Here is an 18,115-nt window from a genome sequence, read left to right on the forward strand (position 1 = left end):
CAGAAACTCCTGAACTCCACATCTTTGGTGCTCCCATTGATTGGTAAGCCCGTAAGGCTCTGGACCAATCAGTGGCAAGGCAGGAATGGAGTGTTCCTCCCCAAGCATTTCGACAAGTAACCTTAATTTTTTTATGGTTTTTTCTTACACCCACAAAAAAGCCCCTCTTACGAGGGGCTTGGTATGGAGCCTACGGCATCAGGTCATCTGAATGATGGTCTGCATGATGGTGCTCTGGGTGGAGATGGTCTTGGCGTTTGCTTGGTAGTTGCTCTGGGCCTTGATCAGGTCCACCAGCTCGTTGGTCAGATTGACGTTGGAGTTCTCCAGGGAGTTGGCCACGATCGAACCCAGGGTACCGGATTGCGGGGCATCGTAACCTGGCTGGCCCGAGGCGAAGGTCTCTCTCCAGGTAGTGCCGCCGGCTGGCTGCAGGCCCTGCTCGTTGTTGAAGCTGGCCAGGGAGATCTGACCGATGGCCTTGCTCTGCTGGTTGCTGAACGTGGCGAACAGTACGCCGCTGCCGTCGATTTTCAGGCCGGTGATCTGGCCGGTGGCGTAGCCATCGGTGATCGGAGGGTTACGGTAGCTGGCCGAGTTGTACTGGGTGATGTTGGCCATGTTGATGGCGATTCCCGTTGGGTTCGCGGTCGCACCGTTTGCCTTCCAAACACCAGCGGTCACTGTACCGGGGACCCAGCCGGTAATGGTCAGGGTGTTATTTGCCACACCGCCCGTCGTGACACTGGTGAGCGTGCCCGAACCGTCAAAGGCCAGTGTCGACGGTACCGGTGGGGTGGCCGGGGTGCCGCCCGTCGGCGGCGAACCGTCTGGGTTACGGCCGTCAATCAGAGTGTAGGCGTTCCACTTGTTGCCGTCTGTTTTCACCAGGTATTGCACCATCGGGTGTGCGTTGCCTTGGGCATCGTACAAGGTGGTGCTGTACTGGGTGGTGAAGGTACTGGTGTCCGCCGGGTCGAATGGCTTGAGCGTCTGGTTGATCACCGGTTCCGAGGAGTTCAGGTTACTGGTGGAGTCCACCTTGGTAGACGCCTTCGGCGGCAGGTTCGACAGGTTCAATTGCAGGTCGGTCAGACCGCCCTTGATGATTTTGCCATCATCGTCCGCCGCGTAGCCTTGCAGGCGCGAGGTACCGGTATTGTTGGTGATATAGCCGTCTTTATCGGCACGGAAAGCACCGCTGCGGGTGTACTCCAGCGAGCCGTCGCTACCTTTCTGCACGAAGAAGCCGCCGCCCTGGATCGCCATGTCCAGAATGCCGCCACTGCCGTTGACATCACCCTGGGTGAACTGTTGGGACACCGCTGCCAGGTTCACACCGTTGCCGATGCTGTTCTGGCCGGTGCCCAGTTTGGACGCGGCGTAGATATCCGCGAATTCCGCACGGGACGACTTGAAGCCAGTGGTCGCGACGTTGGCGATGTTGTTGCCGGTCACGTCCAGTTGTTTGTTGGCCGCATAGAGGCCGCTAAGGCCGATGTTAAAAGACATGTTTCTCTCCCTCTGCCGTATTTAGCCGGCTCTATGTACCGATAGTCTGAATTTGCGACAGCTTGACGCTGCCCATGCCACCTGCAAGGTTCAGCAGCATTTCGCCGCCGGTCTTGCTCAACGTCACGCTGGTCACCGTTGCCGGCAACGAAGTCGCCATGGCCACCGATTCGCCCTTGTCGTTCTTGGTCGTCGCCGCAAAGGTGTAGGTGCCGGCTGGGGCGACCTCACCGTCGTCGTTCTTGCCATCCCAGATGAAGTCGGAGTTACCCGCACTCTGGGCACCCATATCTATGGTGCGGACCACATTGCCGTCTTTGTCAGTGATCTTGATGGCAACGTTGCCCGTCGCCGCAGTCACCGCCACCGAACCGGTCATGCTCTTGCTCGTGTCCACCAAGGCCTTGTTGGTCTGGGTGATGATCGAACGCCCTACCAGAGACGACGCCTGCAGCGCTTGCGACGAGCTGAAATTACTGGAGATCGCATTCACCGAGTCGTTCAGGGTATTGATGCCTTCCAGGCTGCTGAATTGCGCCAGCTGAGCCACGAACGCGCCGTTGTCCTGAGGCGACAGCGGGTCCTGGTTTTTCAGTTGGGTCACCAGCAGTTGCAGGAACGCGTCCTTGCCCAGGGACTGGCTGCCCGTCGCGGTCTTGGTAGCGTCGGCGACGGTGGTGTTGTCTGTAGCGGTCTTGACCTTGGAGTTAAAAAGGTCCTGGACTGCCGAATTGGTCGTGGTATCAACGATGGCCATTATTTGGCGCCCCTTATCACTGACCCAGGGTCAGGACCTTCTGCATCATGGTTTTGGCGGTGTTCATCATTTCCGCGTTGGTCTGGAACGAGCGGCTGGCGGAAATCATGTCTGCCATTTCCTCGACCACGTTGACGTTGGGGTAATAGACATAACCCTTTTCGTTCGCGGCAGGATGGTTCGGCTCGTAACGAGCCTCGAGGTTGCTCTGGTCTTCGACCACACCGAGCACCTGCACGCCCTGGCCGGCGGCATCCTGGTTCTGGAACAGCGAATCGCTGCCACCGCTCTGGCCGCCCTGGAACATGGTGGCGAACACCGGGTGACGGGCGCGGTAGGTCTGGTCGATGCTCGAAGACACGGTCTCGGCGTTGGCGATGTTACTGGCGACGGTGTTCAAGCGCGTGGTCTGCGCGCTCATGCCACTGCCGGCAATATTGAAAACACTGGACAGGGACATGGCTTACTCTCCACGCAGGGCTGACATCAGCCCTTTGAATTTACTGTTGAGCAGGGTAAAGCTGGCCTGAAAGTTCACCGAGTTCTCGGCGTAGGCCGATTGCTCCAGCTGGGCGTCGACGGTGTTCTGGTCGATCGACGGCTGCATCGGCGTGCGATACAGCAGCGACTCGTCCCCACTGCTCAGGCCTTGCGCTTCGATATGACGGCTATTGGTCATGTTCAAGGCGAAGGTGCCGTTCTTGGTCTTGTCCTGCTGTGCGGCGAGCACGGCGGAGAAGTCCAGGTCCCGAGCCTTGTAGTTCGGGGTGTCGGCGTTGGCAATGTTGTTGGCCAGGACTTCGGCACGCTGGGCGCGGAAGCCCAGGGCTTGTTCGTGGATACCGAGCGCTTTATCGAAGCTGATGCTCATGGCGGAAACCTTTAGGCTGACCTGCTGTTCGTTAACAGGGTTATAGCAAGGCGCATGCCAATATCTGAAAACGCAGTAAATCAAGGGGTTGCGCGAAGCTTGCCGGGCGGCAATGCCAGAAAAGCGGCAATGGGCTTCCGCGTGGCGCCAGTAAAGCGGCAATGGGGTTTGCCGCCTTCTTCAACTTTGTCGCAGAAACAAATGTGGGAGGGGGCTTGCCCCGATAGCGGTTGATCAGTTGATGTCTCTATCACTGATACACCGCAATCGGGGGCAAGCCCCCTCCCACATTATTATTTGGCCTGGTAGATGATCCCAGGGCTGCACTGCACCATCTGGAAATGATCCGGCAGGCCATTGAGTGCCTCGGATGCACCGAGGAACAGGTAACCGCCACGCTTGAGGGTGCCGTGGATGCGCAACAGGATGTCTTTCTTCACCTCGGCCGAGAAGTAGATCAGCACGTTGCGGCAGAACACCATGTCGAACTTGCCCAGGCTGGCATAGCTGTCGAGCAGGTTGAACGAGCGAAACTCCACGCGACTCTTGATCGGCGCTTTGACCGCCCATCGCCCCGCCCCTTTCGGGTCGAAGTAACGTTGCAGGCGTTCCTGGGACAAACCACGGCCCAGGGCCAAGCTGTCGTACTCGCCGGTCTTGCAGTTGGTGAGCATGGTGCCTGACAGGTCGGTGGCGACGATTTGCGCCCCGGCTTTAAGCTGGCCCATGTTGGTCCGCTCAAACTCATCGATGGACATCGAAATCGAGTACGGTTCCTGTCCTGAGGAGCAGGCGGCCGACCAGATACGCAGGCGCTGGCCCGGGCTGGCCTTGATGGCCTCCGGCAGCACTTTGCTCTTGAGCACTTCAAAGGGGTAGGTGTCGCGAAACCACAGGGTTTCGTTGGTGGTCATGGCATCGACCACCATCTCCTTGAGGCCACTGCGCGGCTGCCCCTGGATCCGTTGAACCAACTCGCCCAGGGACTTGATGCCCTGCTGCTCCATCAGTTTGTTAAGACGGCTGGATACCAGGTATTGCTTGTTTTCACCGAGCAATATGCCACAGGCTTTTTCCAGGAAGACCCGGAACTGTTCAAAATCCAAATTACCCGTAGACACTGATACCGCCTCTAAAATCGTATGACTGCCAGGGGAAAAACCCTAGCTGTGATCTGCTGCCTTGATCCGGTCGACTACCCGGGATGCCAGGTCATCAGGGCGGAATTTGGCAAGGAAGTCATCGGCACCGACCTTCTTGACCATCGCCTGATTGAATACGCCCGACAACGAAGTATGCAGGATGATATGCAGTTTTTGCATGCGTGGATCGTTGCGTATCTCAGCAGTGAGGGTATAGCCGTCCATTTCCGGCATCTCGATGTCAGAGATCATCATCAAGAATTCTTCTTCCGGCTTCTTGCCTTCATCCACCAGCTTGCGCAGGTAATCCAACGCCTGGCGCCCGTCATTGAGGGCGACAACGTCCACGCCGACGGTTTGCAGGCAGCGCGTCACCTGTTTGCGCGCCACCGAGGAGTCATCCACCGTCAGCACACGCAGCGAGACCGCCTTGTGGGCCGTTTCGGCGTCGACCACCCCCACGGAAATCGATTCCGAGGTGGGCGCCACTTCGGCAAGGATCTTCTCCACGTCGATAATCTCCACCAGCTGGTTATCGACCCGCGTCACCGCCGTGAGGTAGTGATCGCGGCCGGTGCCCTTGGGCGGCGGATGGATCTCTTCCCAGTTCATGTTGACGATGCGTTCCACCGAGCGCACCAGGAAACCCTGGGTCTTGGTGTTGTACTCGGTAATGATCACGAATGGGTTCTCGCGATCCTGCAGGCCAGCCGAACCGGTGGCCAGGGCAAGGTCAAGAATCGGGATAGTCGCACCACGAATATTCGCCACACCGCACACCACCGGACTGGATTTGGGCATGATCGTCAGCTTGGGACATTGCAGCACTTCCCGCACCTTAAATACGTTGATGCCATACAGCTGCTTGCCATCCAGACGAAAAAGCAGCAACTCCAAGCGATTCTGCCCTACCAGCTGTGTGCGCTGGTTTACTGAATCCATTACTCCTGCCATGCCATGACTCCTACGCTAAAACTTTTGGCTTACCTACAAGGGCGGCGCGCCCCCAACACTAAACGGCACGAGCTTTGCTATTTGTTGAATATGGACATTAAAACGACAGTTTCCCGACGCCTTCACCTGACATGGTTTTGCAGATTGCTCTGCGCACCGTTGGCGCTGCTCGCCTTCAGCCTGGGCACCACGGCCCGTGCAGAGAACGTCACCTTGCCTGATCTACTTATCGGCGTCACTCAAGGCTTTCTTGAGTTCACTGTAGAAGATTATCTGGCGACCACACAGACGCCGGGGCGTTATGAAATCCAGGTCAACCAGTTGGACCCGCGCCTGCGCATGCCCATGTGCGACAAGGAATTGACAGCGACCCTGGAAAGCCCCGCCCAACCGATCGGGCGCGTGACGGTAAAGGTACGCTGCGAAGGCGCCTCGCCCTGGACGGTGTTCGTGCCGGCCCAGGTCAAATTGTTCCGTGATGTAGTGGTGGTTGCTCGCCCGATGAAACGCACGGGCATCATCGCTTTCGAGGACGTTGTACTGCGTGAACGCGACATCAGCCAGATCAGCCAGGGTTACCTGACATCCCTGGACCAGGCCATCGGACAGAAATTGACCCGACCAGTGGTCACCGATCAGGTCATTACCCTGGTGCATCTGGAACAGGCCGAGGTCATCCGCAAGGGCGATCAGGTGGTGATTTCCGCGAGCAGCGGCGGATTGAATGTAAAAATGCCGGGCGAAGCACTGTCCAACGGCGGCATGAGCGAACAGATTCGAGTCAAGAACCTCAACTCCAACCGTGTGATCAAGGCGCGGGTGACAGCCCCAGGGCAAGTCGAGGTCGCTTTATAGATCACTGGTACAGGACGCTGGGTTTTCCTACACTGTGCACGAGATATCCCGTGCGGAGATTTATTGTCATTCGCGCCTAAAGTTTGTCCGGGTATTGCCGAAAACATGGCAAGCGTCCAAATACCCAGAGGTTTTTTTATCATGGTCATCGATTTCAGCCGTTTGAATAACGCCCCGACGACGTCAGGCACTACGCGCACCACCAGCACCAAGGACAGCGTAGAAGCCAAGGCCCCGGCACTGCCCGCCAAGGCAGAACAGGCCAGTGCCAGCCAAAGCGGGGAATCCGTACACCTGAGCAATGAGGCTCAACAGTTGCAGAAGGTCACTGACTCGCTGCGCGATCAACCGGTAGTCAATAAAGCCCGCGTGGCCGAATTGAAGCAGGCGATCGCCGATGGCAGCTATAAAGTCGACAGCAACCGTGTAGCCAGCAAGCTGCTTAACTTCGAAGCCGAGCGCTAGGCAAAGGCCTGCGCAGGGCTTTTGGACGCTTAAAACCCAAGGCCAGCCATGCATCACGACGAACATTTGCTTCAACTGATCATTGATGATCTAGCGCCGACGCAGCAATTGCTCGAGCTGCTCAAAGAAGAATCACTGGCCCTCTATGGCCGGGACATGCCGTTGCTGGAAGAAATTCTGGCGCGCAAGCAGTCGTTGATCGTCCTGCTGGAACAGCACGGCAAAAAACGCAGCCAGATCCTCATCAGCCTCGGCCTGCCAGCAGACCACGACGGCCTGGCGCAGTTGGCCAGCCACTCCTCGGTCGGCGATCAACTGCTGGCCCAGAGCAAAGAACTCAACCAATTGCTCGCCCAGTGCCAGGAAGCCAACCTGCTTAATGGTCAGTCGATCCAGCTTCAGCAAGCTACGACCGCCAACCAGTTGCGTATACTCCACGGCGGAGAGCCTCCGGCACTCTATAACGCCCAGGGCTCCACCTCGCGTCTGGTCAAGCCAAGCACCCGCAGCCAAGCCTGACACCGGTTTACAGCGCGCCCTATCCAAGGCCCGCCACATGCTGGCAAAATGCCGGTTCTTGCGTGTAGTCGTATTTTGTCTGGAGATGGAAGAACCGTGTTCAACGCCCTTAATGCGGAAGATGCCCCGCAGCCACCCAAGGTCCTCACCACGCCTCTGGAAATCGCCGGCACCTTGCGGATGCTGCAAGACAGCCATGACCCGCTGATCATCACTTTCCACGAACGCAGCCAGCGCTTCCAGAGCTACCTGGTAGACGTCAACCGCGACAGCAACACGCTGGCGCTGGACGAAATGATCCCCCGCGACGGCGAGCGCCACCTCGAAAACGGCGAACCCTTTCGCATCGAAGGTTTCCATGATGGCGTACGCGTCGCCTGGGAAAGCAATGGCACCCTGGCCATCGGCGAAAAAGGCGGCCACCGTATCTATACCGGCAGCATGCCGGACGAGGTGGTCTACCATCAGCGCCGCAACGCGTTCCGCGCCGCACTGAAGCTGGCTCAACTGGTGAATATTGAGCTGGGCGGCGAGAAACTTCAGCTGCCGGTCAACGGCAAACTGCTGGATATTTCCGCCACCGGCTGCAAATTGCGTTTTGAAGGTGATATTTCCGAGCGCCTGCAACTGGGCCAGGTTTACGACCGCTTTATCGCAGCCCTGCCGTTTGGCAGCATGACCACCGCCGTCGAGCTGCGATACCTGCACTTCGAAGAAAGGATCAACACGACCTTCGCCGGCGTGCGCTTCCACAACATGAGTGGTTTGGTGCAACGCCAGGTCGAGCGCTTTGTGTACCAGCTGCAGCGTGAAGCACGACGGTTCGACAAAGACGACGATTTTTGATCTTTAACGATCACAAAAAAAACGGGCAGACCCTTTGGGATCTGCCCGTTTTTTGCTTTCAGGGGCGCGCCCTGCTCAATTCGTGGGGATGCTCATCCGGCCCCAGGGGCTCGGGTGGCCCTTCGAAAGCGGGCTCATCCACCGGCGGCTCTGGATCGACCTGCGGCTCGGGATCGGGGACAGTTTGCATCTGCTCCTGCACCACCTGCTCGTCGACCCGCGGGTCCAGCGCAGCCACCAGCGGTGAACTCGACATACTGTCGGGCATTGCCACGTGATGCAGGGGGGCATCTTCCACCTGGTGCAGATTGGTCACCGCCTTAGGCCGGATTCGCCACACCAGGATCAGCGCGCACAGACTGAAAAATGCGTACAGCATCTGGCTGCCGAACAGCTTCATCACCACACCCGCCAGCAACGGCCCGACACTGGCGCCGATACCGTAGGTCACCAGCAGCATGGCCGTCAGCGATACCCGACGATCCCCTTCCACATGGTCGTTGGAAAACGCCACCGCCAATGGATACAGGCAAAACTGTACGAGGGAACACAGGAAGCCCGCCACAAACAGCACTTCCAGCGGCACTTGGGTCATGATTGCCAACGGCAGTGCCGCCACCGCCAGGCACAAGGCGAAGCAGCGGATCAGCAGCGCGCGGTCATAACGATCCGACAACCAGCCCAGCGGCCACTGCACCAGCAACCCGGCAAAAATGCAGCTACCCATGAACAGACCCACCTGTTCGGTGCTCAACCCCTGCTGGGAGGCATACAGCGGCGCCAGACCGTAGAACGAACCGACGATCAACCCCGCCCCCAACACCGTGCTCAGCGACTGCGGCACACGCTTGATAAAGAAGCGCGGCTCCATCGGCGCGGGATGCAAGGCTGCCGGGTGAATGCGCCGGGTCATGGCCACCGGCACCAGGCACAGGGCGAAGCACAGCGCCACCAGCATCAGCAGCTCAAGGCCAAGCTGGGGATGCATTACCAGTATCAACTGGCCCAATACCAGTCCCAGGTAGGAGGCGATCATATAACCGCTGAACACCACGCCACGCTGTTTGGCATCTGCCTGCTCATTGAGCCAGCTCTCGATGACCATGTACTGGCACATCATTCCCAGACCCACAATTATCCGCAGCACAATCCAGGCCGGCAGCCAATCGATCAGGCCATGGCCCAACACCGCCGCACCGACAATCCCGGCACAGGTGGCATAGGCACGGATATGCCCCACCCGGGCAATCAGGCGATGCCCGATCTTGCCGCCCAGCACCAGGCCAAAGTAGTTGGCCGCCATCAGTGCACCCACCCATAGACTGTCGACATTGTCGGCCGCCAGGCGCAAGGCCAGGTAGGTACTGAGCAGGCCGGAGCCAATCAGCATCATCAAGGAGGCGAAATAAAGGGCTCGAAAAGATTTCCAGATCTGGCGCATCGGCGTTCCGAGCGGCTCCTTGCGGTGAGAGACAGGGCTATCGGCATGATAGTCCGGGGTGACCGGGTCCGGACAGGCAACATGCGCTGTTTCCGGGGATTATTTTGCTTAACAGCTCAGACGCTGTCGGATGGCGCGCAAGGTACATCGTTGCAACAAATACATCACAGCACCTGCTGTGAACCTTGATCGGCGGCAAGGTTCGACCCGCCAGCAAAAAGATCGAGTACGCACAAAAAAGCCCCGCCAGGAGGTTCTGTGCGAGGCTTTCTTTACGGGCTTCGAATCTGGTGTCCCAGGGCAGGTTCGAACTGCCAACCTTCCCCTTAGGAGGGGGATGCTCTATCCAATTGAGCTACTGAGACAAATGACAGCCATCAGGCCAAGGGGACTGCGACAGACGGCGTGCATGTTAACGGCCGAAGTGGGTTTTGTCATGTCGTCCGTGGGCTTTTTGAGTGTAGGCCGAGCCTTACCGGAGCGATCGCGGTTTCGCCCCGCAAATACGGGCACTTGGCCTGATCGTGCAAAATGCAATCACCCAAAATTCCAGCATTGCAAATTGCAATCATCTGCCCCATCAAACCAAACTCAAGCCATTGATTTAATTGGATTAATACATTGGCACGACACCTGCAACAGTTCTCCTGCAAGCCCCATCCAGCCAAGGCATTAAACGGAGAACATGACCATGAACAGTGCCCTTCTGTTAGCTCTCAACACCGTCGCCCTGGCTGCACTGGTGATGTTCCACTTTCAATCGACTGGCAGCAACGACCCCGCTCAGATCAGCCAACAGGCAGTCCCCCACCACTTGCAACAACGCCCGCAACTGGCCGTGATGACACCGAACGCACAAGCACCAATACGCCTGACTCAAGGCACCCAGGCCGGGCCTGCACCTGAACACTGGGTTTTCTAAGGACACTGATCATGAGCAAATTTGCCTGGCTGTTTCTGTGCCTGACCATCGTGACTGGCCTTCTGGGCCTGAGTGCAAGCTCTCAGGAGGGGCAAACCAGCGCATTCATTACTGCCGGTGTTTTCGCAAGCCTGCTTCTGCTGACGCTTGTCATGGGTCGCCGAATCAAATTTGACCCGGTTGTACGCTGACCCCTTCCTTCTCTGCTCTCCCCCTACCTTATGTCGCTTCGTCCTAGTAAATCGGCAAATTGCCACTAGTCTTAAAATGAAGGGCAAAAGGCCACTTTGCTATAGGATGTGCGGCCTCAAACCCTGTGGTGGCCTGGACTTACGGGAAGTTCCCTCGTGGAATCACTCGTGGAAAAGTTTTCCAACCAGTCCGCAAAAATGCAAATGAGTGCTGGCATAAAGCCTTCAGGCAGTTCAATATTTGTCACAGAATTGACGCCAAGGAACTGGCAAATCTGAGGCATGATGCGGCCTCTTTGCAATTCGGGTTGAACTTTGGTCGTGAGTCTTGTCTTAACACTCATTGCGGCCAATTCCAATAACCGCTCCCCTGAACTAACCGGTTAAATATATGCGCCCATTGAAACAGGCAATTTATTCCAGCCGTACGGCTGACAAGTTCGTCGTACGTCTGCCAGACGGAATGCGGGAACGCATTGCCGAGGTGGCTCGCAATCATCACCGCAGCATGAACTCCGAAATCATCGCGCGCCTGGAGCAGAGCCTTATTCAGGAAGGTGCGTTGGGTGACGAGCTGAGCATGCGTCTGGACAGCCCCGAGCTGTCGTTGCACGAACGCGAACTGCTGCAGCGTTTTCGTCAGCTCTCCCACCGCCAGCAAAATGCCCTTGTCTCGCTTATCGCGCACGACGTCGAGGCGGCCGCAGAAGCCAATTGATCTGCAACTGAAAGCCGAAGCCAGCCATGTGCTGGCTTTTTTTTGCCTGGGATTTATAGAGGGCCCGAGATGTTTATCACGTAGCAGCTGGCGAGCCCTGGTGTGGCTGCGTTTGCAGCCTGCCTGACACACCGCAGCCTCGCCAGGGCTCGCCAGCTGCTACGCAGAGGGAGCCCGCGCAAGACAGATCAGAGCAAGAAGATCGTCGCCAAACCGAGGAAGATGAAGAAGCCGCCACTGTCGGTCATGGCCGTAATCATCACGCTGGCGCCCATGGCTGGATCGCGCCCGAGGCGTGCCAGGGTCATGGGGATCAACACGCCCATCAGGGCAGCCAGTAACAGGTTGAGGGTCATGGCAGCGGTCATGACCACACCCAGGGACCAACTGCCGTACAGCAAGTAGGCCACCACGCCAATCACCCCACCCCACACCAGGCCATTGATCAGGCCCACTGCCAACTCTTTGCGCAGCAAGCGCGAAGAGTTAGCGGTACTGACCTGGTCCAGCGCCATGGCGCGCACGATCATGGTGATGGTCTGATTACCCGAGTTACCACCAATGCCGGCCACAATCGGCATCAACGCAGCCAAGGCCACCAGCTTCTCGATGGAACCCTCGAACAGCCCGATCACACGGGAGGCGATAAACGCGGTAATCAGGTTAACGGCCAGCCAGGCCCAGCGGTTATGCAGGGAACGCCAGACTGACGCAAAAATATCTTCCTCTTCACGCAAACCTGCCATGTTGAGGACTTCGGTTTCACTCTCTTCACGAATCAAGTCGACGATTTCGTCGATAGTCAGACGGCCGATCAGCTTGCCGTTCTTGTCGACCACCGGGGCAGAGATCAAGTCGTAACGCTCAAAGGCCTGCGCTGCGTCGTAAGCATCTTCATCCGGGTGAAAGCTCACGGTATCGCTGGCCATCAGGTCAGCAACTTTTTTCTCCGGATCGTTTACCAACAGGCGCTTGATCGGCAGCACACCCTTGAGAATGCCTTCATAGTCGACCACGAACAGTTTGTCGGTATGACTCGGCAGCTCTTTCAGCCGGCGCAGGTAACGCAATACCACTTCCAGGCTGACGTCTTCGCGGATGGTGACCATCTCGAAGTCCATCAGCGCACCGACCTGATCCTCGTCATAGGACAACGCGGAGCGCACGCGCTCACGCTGCTGGCCGTCGAGGGCTTCCATCAGTTCATGGACAACATCACGCGGCAACTCGGGGGCGAGGTCGGCCAGTTCGTCAGCGTCCATCTCCCTGGCCGCCGCCAGCAGCTCGTGATCGTCCATGTCGGCGATCAGGGTTTCACGGACCGAGTCGGATACTTCGAGTAGGATGTCGCCGTCACGGTCAGCCTTGACCAACTGCCACAAGGTCAGTCGATCATCCAGCGGCAAGGCTTCGAGAATGTAGGCAACGTCGGCGGAGTGCAGGTCATCGAGTTTGCGTTGCAACTCGACGAGGTTTTGCCGGTGGACCAGGTTTTCGACAAGGTCGTTATTCGGACCATCCTGGCGGTGCGTGAAATCTTCGACCACACGCTGGCGCTGCAGCAGCTCGATGACTTGAGCCAGGCGATCCTGCAGGCTTTCTTGAGTTTTCTTTACTTCTACTTCGGTCATAGGCGAACTCCACTCCCAGCAGCGGGGCACGCCGGAAGGATCAATCAGTCAATTCATGATTGGTAAAACGGGGTACTGAGTAACTACTGGGTAAGTCCATGGAGGTATTCCACAAGCCCCGGCGGGGCTGACGGGCGCAATGATACACCGTGCGTCCGTTTTTAACGTCAAAAAACTGGAAAGAACAAGCGCTTGCGAGCCAAAGTTGAGTATTGGCCGCACCTATTCAACTGCGACGCCATCACCTGAATGGAAAACACATGAAGGAGGAGAAAAAGATAAAAATCCACACAAGCCCCAGACGGCAAAAAGCCCGCACTAGGCGGGCTTTTTGTTTGTATGGTGCACTCGACAGGATTCGAACCTGTGACCGCTCGGTTCGTAGCCGAGTACTCTATCCAGCTGAGCTACGAGTGCAGATTGTGTTTTTAGACCAGATCACAACTGGTTGAAGCCGAGCTACCTGCATTGCTGCAACTAACTCTTAAATGGTGCACTCGACAGGATTCGAACCTGTGACCGCTCGGTTCGTAGCCGAGTACTCTATCCAGCTGAGCTACGAGTGCATTTGTTGCCGCGCATTATAGGCCGTTCAATCTCTATGTAAAGCTATTTTTTCGTTTAATTTCAACAACTTAGCGAAAAAACCAGATTGCAACGTACTAAGCAAATAATGGCGGAGAACGGGGGATTCGAACCCCCGACACCCTTTTGAGGTGTACTCCCTTAGCAGGGGAGCGCCTTCGGCCACTCGGCCAGCTCTCCGCAACACGGGGCGTATATTAACCACGTTCATCCCCGTTTGCAAACATAAAAAACGATAAAAATTAAAGGCTTGGTTCTTCGTCCTTCTCTTTCTTGATACGCAGGTAGATTTCCTCGCGGTGGACCGCTACCTCTTTCGGAGCATTCACCCCAATACGTACTTGATTGCCTTTGACGCCGAGCACGGTCACGGTGATTTCGCCATCACCGATAATCAGGCTTTCTGCGCACCGACGAGTCAGAATCAGCATACCTTTCTCCTCACGCATTTCATTTCAGGAACAACAGTCTGCAAAAAAAAGGCGTTCGACCTACGACTCGATAGCCATAGCCCTAACGGCCTAAGTATTGTCGAACGCACGCAAAAGACCATGCGCCCTACAAAAAATGAAAGGCGCGGTAAACCGCGCCTTCCTGGCATTGCCTCACTCGCCCTGTCGGGCCGGGGCATCCAGCTCAAAAGCGGTATGCAGCGCGCGTACAGCCAGCTCCAGGTACTTCTCTTCGATCACCACCGAGACTTTGATTTCCGAGGTGGAGATCATCTGGATATTGATGCTTTCCTTGGCCAAAGCCCCGAACATACGACTGGCAACACCGGCATGGGAACGCATGCCCACACCTACAATCGAAACCTTGGCAATCTTGGTATCGCCGACCACTTCACGGGCGCCAATTTCGCTCGCGGTGTTCTCCAGGATTTTCAATGCCGCATCGTACTCGTTGCGGTGCACGGTGAAGGTGAAATCGGTGGTGTTATCGTGCGAAACGTTCTGCACGATCATGTCGACTTCTACATTCGCATCGCTGATAGGGCCCAGAATCTTGAAGGCCACGCCGGGGGTGTCTGGCACGCCACGGATCGTCAGCTTGGCTTCATCGCGATTGAAAGCGATGCCGGAAATGATCGGCTGTTCCATGGATTCCTCTTCATCAATAGTAATGAGGGTGCCCGGACCCTCTTTGAAGCTGTGCAATACGCGCAGCGGAACGTTGTACTTGCCGGCGAACTCCACCGCGCGGATCTGCAACACCTTGGAACCGAGGCTGGCCATTTCCAGCATCTCTTCAAAGGTGATCTTGTCCAGGCGCTGGGCCACGGACACCACACGCGGGTCGGTGGTGTAGACGCCGTCCACATCGGTGTAGATCTGGCATTCATCAGCCTTGAGAGCCGCCGCCAGGGCCACGCCGGTGGTATCCGAACCGCCACGCCCGAGGGTGGTGATGTTGCCGTGCTCGTCAACACCCTGGAAGCCCGCTACAACTACCACGCGACCGGCTTTCAGATCACTGCGAATTTTCTGATCGTCAATCTGCAGGATCCGCGCCTTGGTGTGTGCGCTGTCGGTGAGAATGCGCACCTGGCTGCCAGTGTAGGACACCGCCGGCACACCACGCTTGTTCAGCGCCATGGCCAGCAAGGCGATGGTCACCTGCTCACCGGTAGACACGATCACATCCAGCTCGCGCGGCAGCGGCTGTTGGTCGCCACTGATTGCCTTGGCCAGTTCGATCAGGCGATTGGTCTCGCCGCTCATGGCCGACAGCACCACGACCAGGTCATCACCGGCATCGCGGAATTTCTTAACCTTGTCGGCCACCTGCTCGATTCTTTCGACAGAACCAACCGAGGTGCCTCCAAATTTCTGTACGATCAAAGCCATTTCCAAGCCGCCTCAGCCCGTAAAGGGGCGCCTAATATCCAATCAACCAGCACAGAACAGCCCGTGACTAGACCACGGGCGGGTTAACAGTGCCTTAAATACCTGCCTCGACAAATGGCACGGTCAGGGCCAGGGCCGCATCCAGGGCGCTGGCGTCTACACCACCGCCTTGCGCCATGTCCGGACGACCGCCGCCCTTCCCGCCCACTGCCGCAGCGGCTTGCTTCATCAAATCACCGGCCTTGAGTTGGCCAGTCAGGTCTTTGGTTACACCGGCAACCAGCACGACCTTATCCTCATGGACACTGCCGAGCAGGATCACTGCGCGGCCGAGCTTGTTCTTCAACTGATCGACCAGGGCCAACAGCGCCTTGCCGTCCTGACCGTCCAGGCGTGCAGCCAGGACTTTCACGTCCTTGACGTCAACGGCCGAAGCAGACAGATCGTCGCCCGCAGCGCTGGCCGCCTTGGCTTGCAATTGCTCCAGCTGTTTCTCCAGCGCGCGGTTGCGCTCCAGAACGGCGGACAACTTGTCGATCAGGTTGTCGCGGCTGCCCTTGACCAGGCTGGCCGCTTCCTTGAGTTGTTCTTCAGCCGCATTCAGGTAGGCCAGCGCCGCAGCACCGGTCACCGCTTCAATACGACGTACGCCCGACGCCACACCACCTTCGCTGATGATTTTCAGCAGGCCGATGTCGCCGGTACGGTTGGCGTGGATACCGCCACACAGTTCCACCGAGAAGTTGCCGCCCATGCTCAGTACGCGCACGTTGTCGCCGTACTTCTCGCCGAACAGCGCCATGGCGCCCTTGGCCTTGGCAGTCTCGATGTCGGTTTCTTCGGTTTCTACCGGGGTGTTCTTGCGCACTTGCGCGTTGACGATGTCTTCTAGGGCCTTGATCTGCTCCGGCTTGATCGCTTCGAAGTGACTGAAGTCAAAACGCAGGCGCTGGCTGTCGACCAACGAACCCTTCTGCTGGACGTGCTCGCCGAGCACCTGGCGCAGCGCGGCGTGCAGCAAGTGCGTGGCCGAGTGGTTCAGCGCGGTAGCATGGCGTACGTCAGCGTCGACCTGGGTGTCCACCGGCGCACCGACCGTCAGGTTGCCCAGCACCAGCACGCCGTGATGCAGAAACGCACCGCCGGTCTTGGTGGTGTCACGCACCTCGAAACGACCGGAAGTCGAGCTCAGGAAACCACAGTCACCGACCTGGCCACCGGACTCGGCGTAGAACGGCGTCTGGTCCAGGACCACAACCGCTTCTTCGCCTTCGCTCAACACATCGACCGACTTGCCGTCTTTATAAATGGCAACGATCTTGGCCGAGCCAACGGTCGCCTTGTACCCAGTGAACTCGGTAGGCACGTCAACCTTGACCAGGGTGTTGTAGTCCAGGCCAAAGGAACTGGCGGAACGGGCGCGCACGCGCTGGGCTTCCATCTCACGCTCAAACCCGGCTTCGTCGACGGTCAGCTCGCGCTCACGGGCGATGTCGGCGGTCAGGTCCATCGGGAAGCCATAGGTGTCGTACAGCTTGAACACGACATCGCCCGGCACCACGGTGCCTTTAAGTTCAGCCAAATCCTGTTCCAGAATCTTCAGGCCGTGCTCCAGGGTCTTGGAGAACTGTTCCTCCTCCGCCTTGAGCACACGCTCGATGTTGTCCTGCTGCTGCTTGAGTTCCGGGAAGGCATCGCCCATCTCGGCAACCAGCGCGGCCACGATCTTGTAGAAGAAGCTGCCGGTGGCGCCCAGCTTGTTACCGTGACGGCAGGCGCGACGGATGATGCGACGCAGCACGTAGCCACGGCCTTCGTTGGACGGCAGTACACCGTCGGCGATCAGGAAACCGCAGGAACGGATGTGGTCCGACACCACCTTGAGGGACGACTGGCTTTCATTGGCACAGCCAATGGCCGCGGCCGACGCGCTCAGCAGGTTGGTGAACAGGTCGATCTCGTAGTTGGAGTGAACGTGCTGCATCACCGCACTGATCCGCTCCAGGCCCATGCCGGTGTCCACCGACGGCGCTGGCAGCGGATGCAGCACGCCATCGGCGGTGCGGTTGAACTGCATGAACACGTTGTTCCAGATCTCGATGTAACGGTCGCCGTCTTCTTCCGGCGAGCCCGGTGGGCCGCCCCAGATGTCGGCGCCGTGATCGTAGAAAATCTCGGTGCATGGGCCGCACGGGCCGGTATCGCCCATGGTCCAGAAGTTATCGGACGCGTAAGGCGCGCCCTTGTTGTCGCCGATGCGAATCATGCGCTCGGCGGGCACCCCGATTTCCTTGGTCCAGATGTCATAGGCTTCGTCGTCCGTCGCGTAGACGGTCACCCAGAGTTTTTCCTTGGGCAGCTTCAGCACGCCGGTCAGGAAGGTCCAGGCGAAGGTAATCGCGTCTTTTTTGAAATAGTCACCAAAGCTGAAGTTACCCAGCATTTCGAAGAACGTGTGGTGGCGGGCGGTGTAGCCGACGTTTTCCAGGTCACTGTTCTTACCGCCGGCACGTACGCACTTCTGGCTGCTGGTGGCGCGGGTGTAGGCGCGCTTTTCCTGGCCCAGGAAGCAGTCCTTGAACTGGTTCATCCCCGCGTTAGTGAACAGCAGGGTGGGGTCATTGCCTGGGATCAAGGAGCTGGAGGCGACACGGGTGTGACCTTGCTCTTCGAAGAAGCGAAGGAAGGCTTCACGGATTTCTGCGCTTTTCATTAGGTTCTTCCACGGAGGCTGCGGCCAAAGGCCAGTGCGCAACATCATCAGACGGAGCGACGGCAAAAGGCCGCATTATATCGGCCCTTTGCCGGTGGTACAGCGTGTTTATGCGATAGAGAGGTTCAATTAGACGGTCTGCACGC

The 18,115-nt window shown here is 57.8% G+C and carries 18 protein-coding genes and 4 tRNA genes; 7 read left to right on the top strand and 15 right to left on the bottom strand.

The window, feature by feature from the left end:
• Window positions 1-198: 198 nt before the first annotated feature.
• The 6 genes from flgE to ACHPFG_RS24545 form a co-directional block, all read right to left on the bottom strand.
• On the bottom strand, window positions 199-1,512 hold the full coding sequence (gene flgE, locus ACHPFG_RS24520; RefSeq protein ID WP_431700658.1) for a flagellar hook protein FlgE: 1,314 nt from the start codon (window positions 1,510-1,512) through the stop codon (window positions 199-201).
• A gap of 31 nt (window positions 1,513-1,543) precedes the next feature.
• On the bottom strand, window positions 1,544-2,269 hold the full coding sequence (gene flgD, locus ACHPFG_RS24525) for a flagellar hook assembly protein FlgD (RefSeq protein ID WP_431700659.1): 726 nt from the start codon (window positions 2,267-2,269) through the stop codon (window positions 1,544-1,546).
• Between the two features lie 16 nt (window positions 2,270-2,285).
• Window positions 2,286-2,729: a flagellar basal body rod protein FlgC gene (gene flgC / locus ACHPFG_RS24530; RefSeq protein WP_024076985.1), complete on the bottom strand. Its 444-nt coding sequence runs from the start codon at window positions 2,727-2,729 to the stop codon at window positions 2,286-2,288.
• 3 nt (window positions 2,730-2,732) lie between these two features.
• On the bottom strand, window positions 2,733-3,140 hold the full coding sequence (gene flgB / locus ACHPFG_RS24535) for a flagellar basal body rod protein FlgB (RefSeq protein WP_003175633.1): 408 nt from the start codon (window positions 3,138-3,140) through the stop codon (window positions 2,733-2,735).
• A 293-nt stretch (window positions 3,141-3,433) separates the two neighbouring features.
• Entirely contained in the window at window positions 3,434-4,261 is an 828-nt protein-coding gene (cheR, locus tag ACHPFG_RS24540; RefSeq protein WP_090400438.1) for a protein-glutamate O-methyltransferase CheR, read from the bottom strand.
• A 42-nt stretch (window positions 4,262-4,303) separates the two neighbouring features.
• On the bottom strand, window positions 4,304-5,236 hold the full coding sequence (locus tag ACHPFG_RS24545; RefSeq protein ID WP_431700661.1) for a chemotaxis protein CheV: 933 nt from the start codon (window positions 5,234-5,236) through the stop codon (window positions 4,304-4,306).
• Window positions 5,237-5,326: 90 nt separating this feature from the next.
• Here ACHPFG_RS24545 and flgA point away from each other — a divergent pair, with 90 nt between their 5' ends.
• The 4 genes from flgA to ACHPFG_RS24565 all read left to right on the top strand — a co-directional run bounded on the left by flgA (window position 5,327) and on the right by ACHPFG_RS24565 (window position 7,921).
• Window positions 5,327-6,091: a flagellar basal body P-ring formation chaperone FlgA gene (gene flgA, locus ACHPFG_RS24550; protein ID WP_431700662.1), complete on the top strand. Its 765-nt coding sequence runs from the start codon at window positions 5,327-5,329 to the stop codon at window positions 6,089-6,091.
• A 141-nt stretch (window positions 6,092-6,232) separates the two neighbouring features.
• Window positions 6,233-6,556, top strand: a complete 324-nt coding sequence (flgM, locus tag ACHPFG_RS24555; RefSeq protein WP_184743753.1) for a flagellar biosynthesis anti-sigma factor FlgM — start codon at window positions 6,233-6,235, stop codon at window positions 6,554-6,556.
• Between the two features lie 48 nt (window positions 6,557-6,604).
• A complete protein-coding gene (locus tag ACHPFG_RS24560; RefSeq protein ID WP_027607781.1) occupies window positions 6,605-7,075 on the top strand; it encodes a flagella synthesis protein FlgN in 471 nt (156 codons plus the stop codon).
• A 96-nt stretch (window positions 7,076-7,171) separates the two neighbouring features.
• Window positions 7,172-7,921, top strand: coding sequence for a flagellar brake protein (locus ACHPFG_RS24565; protein WP_431700663.1), 750 nt, complete (start codon window positions 7,172-7,174; stop codon window positions 7,919-7,921).
• A 58-nt stretch (window positions 7,922-7,979) separates the two neighbouring features.
• Here ACHPFG_RS24565 and ACHPFG_RS24570 read toward each other — a convergent pair whose 3' ends face one another.
• On the bottom strand, window positions 7,980-9,362 hold the full coding sequence (locus ACHPFG_RS24570; protein ID WP_431700664.1) for an MFS transporter: 1,383 nt from the start codon (window positions 9,360-9,362) through the stop codon (window positions 7,980-7,982).
• 288 nt (window positions 9,363-9,650) lie between these two features.
• A tRNA-Arg gene (locus tag ACHPFG_RS24575) sits at window positions 9,651-9,727 on the bottom strand.
• Between the two features lie 326 nt (window positions 9,728-10,053).
• Between ACHPFG_RS24575 and ACHPFG_RS24580 the strand changes: the two genes are divergently transcribed.
• The 3 genes from ACHPFG_RS24580 (at window position 10,054) to ACHPFG_RS24590 (ending at window position 11,193) form a co-directional block, all read left to right on the top strand.
• Window positions 10,054-10,284 (top strand): hypothetical protein, encoded by a 231-nt coding sequence (locus tag ACHPFG_RS24580; RefSeq protein ID WP_431700665.1) that lies wholly within the window; start codon window positions 10,054-10,056, stop codon window positions 10,282-10,284.
• 11 nt (window positions 10,285-10,295) lie between these two features.
• Window positions 10,296-10,475: a PA3371 family protein gene (locus ACHPFG_RS24585; protein WP_431700666.1), complete on the top strand. Its 180-nt coding sequence runs from the start codon at window positions 10,296-10,298 to the stop codon at window positions 10,473-10,475.
• A gap of 391 nt (window positions 10,476-10,866) precedes the next feature.
• Window positions 10,867-11,193: an Arc family DNA-binding protein gene (locus ACHPFG_RS24590; protein WP_003175643.1), complete on the top strand. Its 327-nt coding sequence runs from the start codon at window positions 10,867-10,869 to the stop codon at window positions 11,191-11,193.
• A gap of 188 nt (window positions 11,194-11,381) precedes the next feature.
• Here the strand turns inward: ACHPFG_RS24590 and mgtE are convergent, their stop codons facing one another.
• From mgtE to alaS, 7 genes are all read right to left on the bottom strand, one after another.
• The gene (mgtE, locus tag ACHPFG_RS24595) at window positions 11,382-12,824 is read right to left on the bottom strand and encodes a magnesium transporter (protein WP_065926188.1); all 1,443 of its coding nucleotides are present in this window, start codon (window positions 12,822-12,824) and stop codon (window positions 11,382-11,384) included.
• 340 nt (window positions 12,825-13,164) lie between these two features.
• A tRNA-Arg gene (locus ACHPFG_RS24600) sits at window positions 13,165-13,241 on the bottom strand.
• A gap of 72 nt (window positions 13,242-13,313) precedes the next feature.
• A tRNA-Arg gene (locus tag ACHPFG_RS24605) sits at window positions 13,314-13,390 on the bottom strand.
• 108 nt (window positions 13,391-13,498) lie between these two features.
• Window positions 13,499-13,589, bottom strand: a tRNA-Ser gene (locus ACHPFG_RS24610).
• Between the two features lie 62 nt (window positions 13,590-13,651).
• The gene (gene csrA, locus ACHPFG_RS24615) at window positions 13,652-13,840 is read right to left on the bottom strand and encodes a carbon storage regulator CsrA (RefSeq protein WP_003175645.1); all 189 of its coding nucleotides are present in this window, start codon (window positions 13,838-13,840) and stop codon (window positions 13,652-13,654) included.
• A gap of 174 nt (window positions 13,841-14,014) precedes the next feature.
• Window positions 14,015-15,256: an aspartate kinase gene (locus ACHPFG_RS24620; protein ID WP_131697788.1), complete on the bottom strand. Its 1,242-nt coding sequence runs from the start codon at window positions 15,254-15,256 to the stop codon at window positions 14,015-14,017.
• A 94-nt stretch (window positions 15,257-15,350) separates the two neighbouring features.
• Window positions 15,351-17,969 (bottom strand): alanine--tRNA ligase, encoded by a 2,619-nt coding sequence (alaS, locus tag ACHPFG_RS24625; protein ID WP_431700667.1) that lies wholly within the window; start codon window positions 17,967-17,969, stop codon window positions 15,351-15,353.
• Between the last annotated feature and the right edge of the window lie 146 nt (window positions 17,970-18,115).

It is taken from the genome of Pseudomonas sp. BR20, from assembly GCF_050780135.1.
Lineage (GTDB): Bacteria > Pseudomonadota > Gammaproteobacteria > Pseudomonadales > Pseudomonadaceae > Aquipseudomonas.